The following is a 12,757-nucleotide window of genomic DNA, read 5'->3' as shown; positions in this document are numbered from 1 at the left end:
AGCATTTTGTTGTATTAGCGTGCTTTGTATACGTAGATATATGATAGTCTCGTTATGCTATAAAAAGACCTCTAGAAAGAGGTCTAATTTCAAAATTAACCATTGACTATCTCCCCACCATTCACATGTATGACTTGCCCAGTAATATAGCTTGCATCGTCAGAGGCTAGGAATAAATATGCAGGAGCGACTTCACTTGGTTGGCCCATTCTACCCATTGGGGTATCTTTACCAAATTTTTCAACTGTTTCAGCATCAAAGCTACTTGGAATTAACGGTGTCCATATGGGACCCGGTGCCACACCATTTACTCGAATTCCTTTTTTCTGCTTCATTAAATGGTTAGAAAGACTACGCGTAAATGTTGTAATAGCACCTTTGGTACTTGCATAGTCAATTAACTCATCGTGACCTTGATAACTCGTAATACTTGTTGTATTGATAATACTGTCCTCTTCTTTCAAATGAGGAAGTACTGCTTGAGTCAGATAAAACATCGAGTAAATATTTGTTTTAAATGTTATTTCTAATTGTTCTATCGTTATATTTTGAAAGGGCTTTGTTGCACAAACCTATCTGTAAAGGGTTTTTCAGCGATATAATTTTCAAATGAAGAAGCCTACACACAAAATCTACCGCACAACCAATTGGCCCGCATATAACCGAGCACTCATGAGTCGCGGAAATATTGCCATTTGGTTTGATCCTGCTACGCAATGGTATGCGCCATCAAAAGGCAAACAAGGGCGAAATCAAACCTACTCCGACGCAGCCATCCAATGCTGCTTAATGATTAAATCCTTATTCCGTCTGTCTTTACGTATGGTCACTGGCTTTGTGCAAAGTCTGATTAAACTTTGCGGATTAAATTGGATAGCTCCAGATTACACCACGCTTTGTAGAAGACAAAAGCATATTGATATTGTAATCAGCTACCAAAAAAGTAGCGATGGGCTGCATCTACTCATGGACTCTACAGGCATGAAGTTTCTAGGTGAGGGCGAATGGAAACGCAAGAAACATGGACCTGAATATCGTCGCCAATGGCGTAAACTTCATATTGGTATAGATGCTAAAACCCTACAAATACGAGCAGTTCAGCTTACAACCAATAATGTCAGTGATTCACAGGTGCTTGGTGATTTACTTAATCAGATTCCACAAGATGAGCGGATTGACTCTGTTTATACCGATGGAGCTTATGACACCAAGCAATGCCGTCAGGTCATTGCAGATCGGCAAGCGCATGCGGTGATTCCACCTAGAAAAAATGCGAAACCATGGAAAGATACAAAGAGTAGCTCGCTAGAGCGAAATGAATTACTTCGAACAATTAAACGTTTAGGCAGGACACTATGGAAAAAATGGTCAGGCTATCATCGGCGAAGTTTGGTTGAAACTAAGATGCATTGCATCAAATTATTAGGAGATAAACTCAGTGCAAGGAGTTTTGATAGCCAAGTGAATGAGATCCATGCACGTGTAGCAGTCCTTAACAGATTTACGGAATTAGGTCGACCACTTACCCAAGTTACGCCTTAAATTTGGCTCAATTAGGGGCGCTTTGCATTTCAAATCTTTGTGCAACAAAGCCTTTATAAAATGTATTCTGTTTACATCTATATCTGAAATTTATTTCACCTAACTGATATCAGAAGTAGCACAAATGGTTAGGCTGAACTCCATAGACTACAGTGGAGCGTTTCTATTAGGCAATACTTATGAAAAGTCACTATTACTATTGAGCATATGGTGTTTTGTAGTGTAGTAGATCAGTTCACTGTTTGGGGGAATGCAGGAGGTAAAAGTATGCAAGGGCTTATTAATCTACATGCTAAAGAAAAGGCTTTGTTTCTATCATGATCAAAACATTCATGCTGTGCATCCTGCTCTCAGCCTGAACAGCGGATTCGATTTTGATAAAGGTACATGTGACTGTCTTTGTGCAGTGTGTGAATTGGAATAGTCCATTTGTGAGGGCTGATTCGAATAATTCTTTTATGGAAAGTGGGGATGATTATCTTTTTTTTTGATCCCAAATGCTTTTCTCCATGCTAGTGGGCAGGTGCCATATTTTTCACGAAAATTTTTTCTAAATGACACAGTATTATTAAAACCTGAAAGCTCAGCTATCTTTTCGATAGACAAGTTTGTCGTTTCTAAGAGTTCACAACTTAATCTGATTCTTTCAGTATTCAGCCAATCGACTAAGGTCATACCTGTAGCTTTCTTAAAATGCCGTGTGAACGTCCTACGTGTCATATGTGTCCGTTCAGCTAGGCTTTCAATATTATGTTGTATAGCTAAATTCGTTCTTAAAAAATCAAGTAATAGGTTAATTTGTGCATCTTGACTCGATTCTGCTACTGGTTGTTCAATAAACTGAGCTTGTCCACCTTCACGGTGAGGCGGAATTACCATTACTCTAGAGACTTTATTCGCAATTTGTGCATTATAGATTTCACGTACCAAGTATAAACAGCAGTCTAATGCTGCACCTGTTCCAGCAGAGGTTACGATCCTTTGGTCTTCTACATACAAGGCATCATGATCAAGCTTAACCTGTGGAAATCGCACACAGAAATCTTGTTCAGCCATCCAGTGTGTAGCTGCTTTTTTATGGTCAAGTAAACCAGCATATGCCAATGCATAAGTTCCATAGCATAACCCTACAAGTCTAATTCCAGTCTGATATGCACAATTTAGGGCATCAATAAGTACTTGTTCAGGCTCGTGATTAAAATCATCCCACCCAGGAATAATAATAAAATCCGATTCTTTAATAAGTTCAATCCCGCCATCAGGCATAATCATCATTGATTGTTCTGTTTTTACAGGCTGACCATCTATAGAAAAAATTTTAAGGTCAAATAAGGGCTTATCTTCAATTTTGATATTGAAGATAATATAGGGGATAGAGAAGTGAAATGGATTTATATTGGGATAGACGAACAATCCAATCACTGGTATAGCCATTAAACCTACCTCTCTAAAATAATAAATATAGCATTTTGTCCCAATAGTTTCGATGATTGTCCTTCAGGACAATTTTTTTGTTTGATATTTTCTATCATGATCTAGGTATGACTAAATGATTGGATCTGGAACATGAATAAAATTGTAAGTAGTTCACTTATTACACTCTCTCTAGCAATGGCCTCAGTCCATTTATCTGCGAATGATAATGTGGTTCAGCGAGATACGTCTAAAGTTACGTATATACAAGAAATTCGCAATGCAACGATTAAAGTAACCTATGCTGATACGACTTTTTTAATTGACCCAATGTTTGCTAAAAAAGGATTCTATGAAGGTTTTCCTGATACTCATCGTAGCTATTTACGGAACCCATTAGTCGATTTGCCTATCAAGCCCGAAACGATTTTAGAAGGTGTGTAGATGCGGTAATCGTGACCCATACCCATCTAGATCATTGGGATGATGCAGCACAAGCGACTATTCCGAAAAACATGCCGTTGTTTGTACAGAATAAAGAAGACCAGAAAATCATTCAGTCACAAGGCTTCAAAGATGTTCGTGTATTAACTCAAGCGACCTTTGAAGGGATTAAGCTCACTAAAACTGGTGGTCAACACGGTACTGATGCCATGTACCGTATTCCTAAGCTTAAAGCTGGATTAGGTGAAGCAATGGGTGTGGTATTTGAAGCTGCTGGCCATGAAACTGTTTATGTGGCAGGAGATACCATCTGGCGTTCTGAAGTTGATCAAGCGATTCAAACATTTAAACCTGATGTGATTGTCTTGAATACAGGTAACGCCTTGGTTGATGGCTTTAAAGAATCCATTATTATGGGCAAAGAAGATACTTATCATGCAACTCAGAAAGCACCAAATGCTAAAGTGGTTGCTGTTCACATGGATGCAATTAACCACATGTCGGTAACACGTGCTGAGCTTGCAGATTACGTAAAGGACAAAGGAATCCAAGATAAGGTTTTAATTCCTATCGATGGTGAAACGCTTTCTTTCTAAAGTGACTTAAAGAAGTGGAAGCATTCCACTTCTTTAAAACATAAGTAGAACAAAACAAATATTAGTTAAGTAAAGGAATAGGTATGTCAAAATCAGCTTTATTAGTTATCGACTTACAAAATGAATATCTACCTACAGGTAAATTAGAGGTGGTCCCACATGTTTGAACAACTAAAAGCTTATTTATAAGTGATACTCTGCTCTAGTTAAGCTACCTTATTTTGTTGTGGTAGCTGGTCATAGTAAAACTCATCTGGAGTCATTTTGTCCAGACTCGAATGAGGTCGTTTCAAATTATAAAATTCAAAATATGCGTTTAATTGCTTCTTCGCATCCAAAACATTGCTGTAGGCTTTGAGATACACCTCTTCATATTTAACGCTCCGCCATAATCGTTCAACCATCACATTATCAACCCATCGACCTTTACCATCCATACTGATTTGAATGCCATTTGATTTCAATACATCAATAAATGCATCACTGGTAAACTGACTGCCTTGGTCTGTATTAAATATTTCAGGTCGACCATATTTTTCAATAGCTTCATTTAATGTTTCTATGCAAAATGTAACCTCCATACTAATCGATACTCTATGCGCAAGTACCTTGCGGCTATGCCAATCAATCACAGCACATAAATAAACAAAGCCTTTTGCCATAGGGATATACGTTATATCCGTAGACCACACTTGATTACTGCGCTGAATAGCCAATCCTTTGAGCAGATATGGATATTTGCGGTGAGCTTGATTAGCCTGGCTTAAATTTGGTTTGCAATATAACGCATTAATGCCCATTTTCTTCATTAAAGTACGTGTATGACGTCGTCCTATATGATGTCCTTGACGATTCAACAAATCACGCATCATCCGGCTACCTGCAAAAGGGTATTGCATATGTAACTCATCCATACACCGCATTAGCTTCAGATCTGATGCACTCACAGGTTTTGGGCGATAGTAATAACAACCACGGGAGACTTTCAGCAGCTGAGCTTGCTTAGATACTGAAATCTGAAGTGAGTCATCGATTAACTTTTGTGGTTGAAGCGGCCCAGTTTCTTCAACACACCTTCTAAAAAATCAATTTCTAATGCCTGCTCACCGATTTTTGCATGTAGTTTTTTTAGATCGATGGGTGGTTCTGTTGGAGCTTTTGATTGATCGAAAGCTTGCGAGGAAGCTGAAATCAGTTGATTTTTCCAGTCGATAATTTGGTTTTGATGAACATCAAATTCAGCACTCAATTCAGCAAGTGTTTTTTCTGCTTTAATCGCAGCAAGTGCTACCTTAGCTTTAAAATCATTTGAATGATTTCTTCTTGGTCTACGTGCCATAAAATACTCCATATATTGATGTTTATAACATCATTTGGGGAGCAAAATATCACTTATAAGTGTTGTTCAAATTTCCTGATCCACCTCTATTACCATTGGTAAATATTGAACAAGCTGCTGCTAATGCAGTGAAAGTAATTGCGAAAGCCCGTCAACTGGGTACTCAAGTGATTCATGTGCAACATATTGCTGATGCTGAATCTCCTATATTTGAACCTAGCTCAAATAGTATTGAATTTCAGGACACAGTTAAGCCGCAAGAAGATGAAGCTGTAATCATTAAAAATCACATCAATGCGTTCTTAAATACGAATCTCAAAGAAATTTTAGATAGCAATCAAGTGACTGAGTTAGTCGTGATTGGTGCTATGAGCCATATGTGTGTTGATGCTGCTGTTCGTGCTGCTTCTGATTTTGGTTACAAGGTAAAAGTTATTCATGATGCTTGTGCAACGCTAGACCAAGAATTTAATGGTATCAAAGTACCTGCTGGTCATGTACATGCAACATTAATGGCTGCTTTTGAATTTGCATATGCTCAAGTAATATCAACTGAAGATTATGTTAGCTAAAGACTAAGATTTTAATATTGTACTTTGTTTATAATTTTTATTGTAATAATCAATATCCTATATCAAACCATGATAGAGTTAAGCGCTCTATCATTGTTTTTTATTACTTTGACTCACCTAAAACAAGTTGCCTAACTTTAACTGCTTTCTCGAAGTGATCTAATTTGTGTTTCATAATCCACCAGTGAGCAGCCTCCATTAATAGTTCTGGATTATCATTTTTATTCTTGAAGAAAGCATAAAAGGATAGACCGACATTTTCTCCTTTTTTCTCAATTTTCTCGTTGCACCCACGAATAAAAATTTCTTTTAATTCATCTCTCATTTTTGACCTACTTCAATTGTTCAATTTCTCTAAAACCCGTATTCCTGCCGATTGTTTTAGTTTACTGTTCCCAACACTGGAATCATTCTAGGTCCAGCCTGTCTAGCCTTACCAATAATCTCAACCAGCTCATCATAAGTCAGCTCAAACTTATCCTCACTGTCAAAGACATAGACCATATTCTTGTCTTTGAATTCTTCAGGAGTAGGCGGCACGAACCGCTTAGGAATTAAAATCTGTGCCAATTGTTCATTTGAAAGTTTAAATAAATGCATAGTCTTATCTCACTCTAAAGAGTTCATTCCATTCGGTTAAATAGTTTGGGGATTTGCGTTCTTGATTCATTTGCCAGTGTTCTTCTTTTCGCCCACACAAGCCCAACGACAGCGTGTTCTTGCCATACTTGTGGGTGATGTGATCTAAGGTGTCGGAGAGCTTGGCTCGCTTAATCTGTAGAGAATAATCGGTAAATAGGTCAGGGGAGAATTTGGTTTTAGGTATGATCTCCATCAGGATGATGCCTGCCTTTTTATACTTAAATCCGGGTTTGAATATTTCATCAATGGCCTGCATTGCTATGCGGGTAATCTCTAATACATCATCGCTGTGTTCATGTAGCTGCATAATCACGTAAGGTGTGTATTTTGCACATTTATCAAAGCGACCAGTTTGAATAAACACCCCAATCATTTTGCATAGGAACATATCATCCCGAAGCCTTGAGACAGCTCTTTGCACATATAAACGCACTGAGGATTTGATATTTTCAATGTCGTAAATCGGTTGGCCATAAGATTGGCTACTGATGATTTGCTTTTTAGCAGGCGCATCACTCTCTAGATCGATGCATGAGATCCCATTCAACTCGCGTACAGTCTTTTCCATAACAATACTGAACTGCTTTTTAATCTCTGCTGGATGCGCTTGAACTAAATCCAAAACGGTACGGATATTCATTGTATTGAGCTTTTTACTGTTCTGGCGACCAACTCCCCAAACCTCGCCAACATCGATCTGTGCAAGCATGGCTTCAGTTGAGCAGGGATCCATATCGACCAGATTGCACACTCCATTAAAGAACTTATTCTTCTTGGCTAGATGATTGGCAATTTTGGCTTCAGTCTTTGAACGTCCAATGCCCACACAGCAGGGTAAAGTGAGCCACTGCCAAGCAGTCTTGCGAATGTCTTGGGCATAGTCGGTTAAATCAAATAAGTGCTCATAGCTGGTGAGATCCAAGAAGCATTCATCAACTGAATAAATCTCTTGCTCTCCTGGTGCAACATACATCCCCAGTAAAGTCATAAAACGACGAGACATGGCCCCATATAGGGCAAAGTTGCTGGAGAACACCTGAACATCATGCTTCTTGATGATGTCTTGAATCTGGAATACCGGCACACCCATTTTAATACCAATGTCTTTGGCTTCTTGGGAGCGCGCCACGGCACAACCATCATTACTCGAGAGAACAATGACCGGACGATTATTAAGGGACGGATTAAAAATACGCTCACAACTGACGTAGCAGTTATTCACGTCCACTAACGCGAATATACGATTTTCAGCTTTCATTTTTTATACTTCTTATTTGCTGGTCGAGCGTCTATAAAATTGCTTGAGGTTGAAAGTCACAACCCCTTGGATAGAGATAGACTGGCTGTCTTTAGGAATAATATGCTCGTAAGCTGGATTTTCAGCTCTCAGCCAAATAGGGGGAAGTTCATAGTCTTCATCCCCAAACATTTCTTTGATTTCTTGTTTTGACATCTTAGCGGTCATCATTAACCGCTTAAGTGTTATTTCACGCTCATCGATGAGGGCTAAAACGATATCTCTATGCTGTGCTGTAATGCTCTTATCGACCAAGAAAGGGTCATCGATTTCAAAACCAGCGTAAAGCATAGACTCACTATCAACCCGTCCCATAAAAGTGGATATGGGGTTGAAGATAAGAAAGTCATTTAAGTCGATCGACTTATCGATATGGTCTTTGGTACCAAAAGCAGGACCAGCTGAAAAACGTTCCAGTGCAGACGGAATTTCGAGGCGGGTTTTGACTGAAATTTCTTTAAGATCAAACTTAGAGCCTAGCTCATGCTTTTTTTGTATTTTTTCAAAGACAGCATTGACTGTAGGACTAGGAGCACCATCGGGACCCATGAGTGTTTGAAGGAATGACCAGACGTCATCCGAGAAATAGATCGGTAGTTTCTTTGACATGTTTGACTCCTACGCTACGAGGCGTGTTTGGAACTGAACTCTTTTTTTAGAATAGTCTGCGCTGAATTAAATTTCAAATTTAAAAGCTGTGGATAATCAAGGCACCTTCAAATTAAATTAGGTTGAGCACCATTTTCGGATAAGTGGGATTTAGGGAAGGTGATGTACTCATCCTGCATTTCAAAGAAGAACTCATGCGCCTCTTTAAAGCTGCAATTCAGCCATTCTTCGCGGTATTCGTCAGGGATTACGATGATCGAGCGCTTCTCATCTTTAGGTTTATGGAATTGCTTCATAAAGGGGTGTTTATCGGCATTGATGGTGAGCATGCTCATTGATCGGATTTGCTCCCCATCGATGACAGCATTCTCGTATATGGCCGCCACAGTAAAGGGCATGCCATCCTCACGTGCAATCCCATACCAGTGAGATTTCCCGTCAATGTATTTAGGCTCAAAGATGGTTTCGACAGGGATTAAACCAAATTGAGACTTATGCCAAGCCTCCCTAAAACTGGGTTTTTCAGCGACCGTTTCAGTCCGGGCATTGTATGTGTACTTGCCGAAATTCTTTTCCTTGGCCCACTTAGGAATCATTCCAAAATTAACCGATCGCCATTCGATCTTGCCGTCATTGGAAAAGATCAAAGGAGAGGGATAGTTAGGAAATATGTCTTCAGGAAATTGCAATTGATCAGGTTCAGGGAGATCTATCAGGAATGCACGATTCTTTCTTATCGCTTCGAAGTTTGCGCACATAGACTTATCCCTGTTTATTCTTCATGATCATCGCTCAAATAGTAACCCAACTAAGAATAAAATGATTTCAAAACAATTTAGTATCGTCAACGCAGTGCTCACATAAGAATTTGCAGTATTAAACCTAAAAACAGTGAGTTTTACATATCTATAATTGATACTCAGCTCTACAAGTCATATTTATTTATATAAGCTATACTGGTGATGGAATCGCTATGACTAATAAACAAACGCAAGAGTCCAATCCTCAAAAAGAATCAAACGATGACAAGGGTGATCAGAAAACCTATCAGAATCCAGATCCTCAGAAAAAACCAAATGAAGAGCCTGAGAATCCACTTAAAGAGCAAAAGTAGATCAAAAAGCCCTCGTCGAGGGCTTTTTGAAATCAAATGCTTACACTACTTTTAATCTCAAATAAATTCATGCTGGAATAGCTGCGACAACTTTTTCTCTATCCCACAAACGGTGATTTTGAATAGCTTGTTTGAATTGATCTTGGATCTCTTTAAAATTTTGAGTAGAGAATAGAGCTGCATCCTTAGTGAGCTGAAACTCATCTATTAAAGCGCATTTATCACCCAGGAAAACAATGGGCTTGAGATGTTTATATGTCTCTAATACATAATGTTTAGAAACTCCATCAGCCTTAAATACTTCTAAATTATTCCCATCAATCACGATTACGGCATCATAAGTCACTGAAGGCTCGCCATTTTGTCTTCCATCTACTGGTATTTCATTGCCATCACTAGATTTAACAGGGGCTGCGTTCGGTGCTAAAGTTTCCACAATAGCTTTTTCTGCTTCAGCCCATATTTTAATATCATCTATTGATGACGCATTTACACCGTCATGAACGAGCAAGGCAATTTTTCGCTGTTTAATATCAGATGCAGGAAAAGATGAGGTACTTAATCTTTTCGAAGATGCAATTACGGGTTGGTGCAGACTATCTTGCTGTTTAGGGGGAGTTTTAATACCTAACTCTTTCGCAACATATTCAGCTAAGTCCAAGTCAATATTAGCTAAGACAGCGTAAACTACACGTCTGCGGATATCTTCCGATTTAACCTTAGATAATTCAAAAGAATATGCATCCTTAATATGCTGTTGTTCATGTTTTTCCAAACTATGGTAGTGCATTGTGGCTTGCGAGAAATGATCAGCGAAACTTTCTGGTCGAACTCTTAGTTTGCTGCCTTGTACTTCTTCAGGATGTGTCTTGAAGGCACCACTGTCATTAGGTGATTCTCTTGGCCAATTTTCATCAACAGAATTTGGTTCATAATTTGCCTTTCCTTTATAAACTTCGTGATTAGCATAACCACCTCGTCTATTCGTATGAAAAGGACAAACGGGTTTGTTAATTGGAATTTGATTAAAATTTACCGTACCTAGTCTGTGTAAGTGAGTATCCGTATAGCTAAATAGCCGTCCTTGTAAAAGGGGATCGTTACTAAAATCTATACCTGAGACAATATTTGCAGGACTAAAAGCAACTTGTTCTGTTTCTGCGAAAAAATCATCTGTATTTTTGTTTAAAACAAATTTACCTAGTGGAGTGACAGGTACAAGTTCTTCTGGGATTAATTTTGTAGCATCTAAGACATCAAAGTCCCATTGTTTTGCATCTTCTTCAGAGAAAATTTGTGCGCCTAATTCCCATTCCGGGTAATTGCCACGCTCAATAGCATCCCACAGATCACGTCTGTGAAAATCGGGATCTTTGCCATTAATTTTTAAGGCTTCATCCCAGACGACTTGAGCTAACCCTTGCTTTGGAGTCCAATGGAATTTCACTAAGAATGCTTCATTATTCTTATTAATCAATCTAAATGTATGAACACCAAAACCTTGTATAGAGCGTAGATTTCTTGGAATTGCTCTATCAGACATTATCCAAGTAGTCATATGTGATGCTTCGGTGTTTAAAGAAATAAAATCCCAGAAAGTATCATGGGCAGATTGACCAGTTGGAACTTCATTGGCATCTTCTGGTTTTACTGCATGAACAAAGTCCGGAAATTTAATAGCATCCTGAATGAAGAAGACAGGGATATTATTCCCCACCAAATCATAATTTCCTTCTTCAGTATAAAATTTTATAGAAAAACCTCGTACATCTCGAACGACATCAGCCGAACCTCGCCCACCTTGAACTGTAGAAATACGGACAAAGATAGGAGTTCGATTATTTGTGTCCGTTAGGAACTTAGCTTTAGTCCATTTTTCATTACCGGTATAAGCTTGAAAGTAACCATGAGCACCGACCCCTCGAGCATGTACAACACGTTCTGGAATACGCTCACGATCAAAATGAATAAGTTTATCCCTTAGAAGAAAGTCCTCGAGAAGAGTAGGGCCTTTCTCATTAATTTTTAGACTATTTTGATTATCAGCTACGGGAACACCTAAAGAAGTGGTAAGAGTTTTACCTATAGGATCCACGTATGCTTCCTCAGAAAGCTGGTCGATTTTTGGTGTATTTGGTTCTTTCATATCACATTCTCTTATACATTTGCTTTATAACGTTTTATGAAAATAAGTATTTATTTTCACGTAAGTTAATGGCTTATTTGTTGACGGATATTTTGTGCTTATACAATTTAATAGGTTATCTACAATCGAATATGAGTTACTTGCAAGAAAACTCTTTTTTGGATCAAAGATACCCATATAAACTTTAAGTATTTACGCTTTGAGTAAGGTAAAGAAATGTGTATTTTTTGTTCGCTTAAACTATTCATTTTAAATAATATTGAATTAATCTAAGTCAAAACAAAAGCTTATTAATTTTGATATTCCTCACAATACAAACAGGATTTAGCCCATTTTGTATTTTGACAGCGAGGGCATTCTTCATTTAAATGATTTAAACGTTGGGTTTGACCACACAACATACAAGAATAAAAGTGATCGACATTATGATGATCTGCGATTTGGTATTCATCGGGAAACAGAGGAAGGCCCCATTTTATATTTTCTTTAGAATATGGGATCACGCTTAGGCAGCCATCAGTCTCAAGCAGTGCTATTTTAACTTGTCCGAGATGCTCTATTTTTTTTTGGCGCATTTCAGCAAAGAATTCATCGTATGAATACTTTTCTTGCTTAATATCCTCAACAATCAGTAAACCATTTTTGACGATGTATATAGGTCGACCTTCCAATACGGTCTCAATAGCATCGGATTTCATCATTAAATAAGTTGTTAAGCGATATAAAGCCATAATTACTGCAAAAACGATGACAGCATGTATGATCGGAACTTCTTCATAGAACATAGCATCGCCAGCAGCAGATCCTAAACTAAGAATAATTGCGATTTCAAAGATGGAAAGTTGCCTAACACCACGTTTACCAGAAAATCTTAAAACTAAGATAATCAGGAAGTACATCAAGACACTACGAAGTACAATTTCTGCTGCAAAAGTAAATGTAGTATCAGCTAATAGTATTTTTATAAAGTCCATTTTACACCTATTTAATTATTATTTAGATGTGCTGATAATGAGCCTAAAAGGCTCATTATCATTATATTG

Annotated in this window: 12 protein-coding genes and 2 pseudogenes; 4 read left to right on the top strand and 10 right to left on the bottom strand. The window is 38.1% G+C overall.

The features are described 5' to 3' along the window. Positions 1-95 precede the first annotated feature (95 nt). Positions 96-545: pseudogene (locus tag AC4CUZ_RS16165) on the bottom strand (SDR family oxidoreductase); the annotation flags it as partial. 64 nt (positions 546-609) lie between these two features. Here AC4CUZ_RS16165 and AC4CUZ_RS16160 point away from each other — a divergent pair. Then, positions 610-1,542, top strand: a complete 933-nt coding sequence (locus AC4CUZ_RS16160) for an IS5-like element ISAba12 family transposase (protein ID WP_053579251.1) — start codon at positions 610-612, stop codon at positions 1,540-1,542. Positions 1,543-1,998: 456 nt separating this feature from the next. Here AC4CUZ_RS16160 and AC4CUZ_RS16155 read toward each other — a convergent pair whose 3' ends face one another. Next, the gene (locus tag AC4CUZ_RS16155) at positions 1,999-2,976 is read right to left on the bottom strand and encodes a GlxA family transcriptional regulator (RefSeq protein WP_125275154.1); all 978 of its coding nucleotides are present in this window, start codon (positions 2,974-2,976) and stop codon (positions 1,999-2,001) included. 132 nt (positions 2,977-3,108) lie between these two features. On the opposite strand from AC4CUZ_RS16155, the pseudogene AC4CUZ_RS16150 reads away from it, so the two are divergent. Beyond that, a pseudogene (locus AC4CUZ_RS16150) lies at positions 3,109-3,995 on the top strand (MBL fold metallo-hydrolase). 206 nt (positions 3,996-4,201) lie between these two features. On the opposite strand, the gene AC4CUZ_RS16145 reads toward AC4CUZ_RS16150, so the two are convergent. Beyond that, positions 4,202-5,334, bottom strand: a protein-coding gene (locus AC4CUZ_RS16145; protein WP_223235881.1) for an IS3 family transposase whose coding sequence is annotated in 2 segments (ribosomal slippage) — positions 4,202-5,082 and positions 5,082-5,334 — 1,134 coding nt in all. Because the reading frame shifts where the segments join, the coding sequence is not laid out codon by codon here. Positions 5,335-5,393: 59 nt separating this feature from the next. On the opposite strand from AC4CUZ_RS16145, the gene AC4CUZ_RS16140 reads away from it, so the two are divergent. After that, positions 5,394-5,906 (top strand): cysteine hydrolase family protein, encoded by a 513-nt coding sequence (locus tag AC4CUZ_RS16140; RefSeq protein WP_490747903.1) that lies wholly within the window; start codon positions 5,394-5,396, stop codon positions 5,904-5,906. Between the two features lie 103 nt (positions 5,907-6,009). On the opposite strand, the gene AC4CUZ_RS16135 is transcribed toward AC4CUZ_RS16140, so the two are convergent. From AC4CUZ_RS16135 to AC4CUZ_RS16115, 5 genes are all read right to left on the bottom strand, one after another. Then, on the bottom strand, positions 6,010-6,231 hold the full coding sequence (locus AC4CUZ_RS16135; protein ID WP_087014582.1) for a DUF6500 family protein: 222 nt from the start codon (positions 6,229-6,231) through the stop codon (positions 6,010-6,012). A 56-nt stretch (positions 6,232-6,287) separates the two neighbouring features. Continuing rightward, complete coding sequence (locus AC4CUZ_RS16130; RefSeq protein WP_010326906.1) at positions 6,288-6,506, bottom strand: hypothetical protein; 219 nt, start codon at positions 6,504-6,506, stop codon at positions 6,288-6,290. 4 nt (positions 6,507-6,510) lie between these two features. After that, positions 6,511-7,806: a Y-family DNA polymerase gene (locus AC4CUZ_RS16125; protein WP_279693934.1), complete on the bottom strand. Its 1,296-nt coding sequence runs from the start codon at positions 7,804-7,806 to the stop codon at positions 6,511-6,513. Between the two features lie 12 nt (positions 7,807-7,818). Further along, a complete protein-coding gene (locus AC4CUZ_RS16120; RefSeq protein WP_010326904.1) occupies positions 7,819-8,454 on the bottom strand; it encodes a LexA family protein in 636 nt (211 codons plus the stop codon). A gap of 107 nt (positions 8,455-8,561) precedes the next feature. Beyond that, entirely contained in the window at positions 8,562-9,212 is a 651-nt protein-coding gene (locus tag AC4CUZ_RS16115) for an SOS response-associated peptidase family protein (protein WP_010326903.1), read from the bottom strand. A 215-nt stretch (positions 9,213-9,427) separates the two neighbouring features. On the opposite strand from AC4CUZ_RS16115, the gene AC4CUZ_RS16110 reads away from it, so the two are divergent. Further along, complete coding sequence (locus AC4CUZ_RS16110) at positions 9,428-9,568, top strand: hypothetical protein (RefSeq protein WP_004981682.1); 141 nt, start codon at positions 9,428-9,430, stop codon at positions 9,566-9,568. Between the two features lie 67 nt (positions 9,569-9,635). On the opposite strand, the gene AC4CUZ_RS16105 is transcribed toward AC4CUZ_RS16110, so the two are convergent. Then, positions 9,636-11,714 (bottom strand): catalase, encoded by a 2,079-nt coding sequence (locus AC4CUZ_RS16105; protein WP_490747902.1) that lies wholly within the window; start codon positions 11,712-11,714, stop codon positions 9,636-9,638. Positions 11,715-12,004: 290 nt separating this feature from the next. Then, entirely contained in the window at positions 12,005-12,688 is a 684-nt protein-coding gene (locus tag AC4CUZ_RS16100) for a DUF421 domain-containing protein (protein WP_004986536.1), read from the bottom strand. Positions 12,689-12,757: the final 69 nt, after the last annotated feature.

The sequence above is a fragment of the Acinetobacter sp. 789_lipA genome (assembly GCF_058242845.1).
The sequence above is the reverse complement of the archived record's forward strand: the minus strand, read 5'-3'. Positions and strand labels throughout refer to the sequence as shown.

What these genes read in the sequence shown, in the direction of transcription:
- AC4CUZ_RS16105 (WP_490747902.1), bottom strand. Translation starts at nt 11,714, where the DNA reads ATGAAAGAACCAAATACACCAAAAATCGACCAGCTTTCTGAGGAAGCA.
- AC4CUZ_RS16110 (WP_004981682.1), top strand. Translation starts at nt 9,428, where the DNA reads ATGACTAATAAACAAACGCAAGAGTCCAATCCTCAAAAAGAATCAAAC.
- AC4CUZ_RS16125 (WP_279693934.1), bottom strand. Translation starts at nt 7,806, where the DNA reads ATGAAAGCTGAAAATCGTATATTCGCGTTAGTGGACGTGAATAACTGC.
- AC4CUZ_RS16100 (WP_004986536.1), bottom strand. Translation starts at nt 12,688, where the DNA reads ATGGACTTTATAAAAATACTATTAGCTGATACTACATTTACTTTTGCA.
- AC4CUZ_RS16130 (WP_010326906.1), bottom strand. Translation starts at nt 6,506, where the DNA reads ATGCATTTATTTAAACTTTCAAATGAACAATTGGCACAGATTTTAATT.
- AC4CUZ_RS16160 (WP_053579251.1), top strand. Translation starts at nt 610, where the DNA reads ATGAAGAAGCCTACACACAAAATCTACCGCACAACCAATTGGCCCGCA.
- AC4CUZ_RS16115 (WP_010326903.1), bottom strand. Translation starts at nt 9,212, where the DNA reads ATGTGCGCAAACTTCGAAGCGATAAGAAAGAATCGTGCATTCCTGATA.
- AC4CUZ_RS16135 (WP_087014582.1), bottom strand. Translation starts at nt 6,231, where the DNA reads ATGAGAGATGAATTAAAAGAAATTTTTATTCGTGGGTGCAACGAGAAA.
- AC4CUZ_RS16120 (WP_010326904.1), bottom strand. Translation starts at nt 8,454, where the DNA reads ATGTCAAAGAAACTACCGATCTATTTCTCGGATGACGTCTGGTCATTC.
- AC4CUZ_RS16155 (WP_125275154.1), bottom strand. Translation starts at nt 2,976, where the DNA reads ATGGCTATACCAGTGATTGGATTGTTCGTCTATCCCAATATAAATCCA.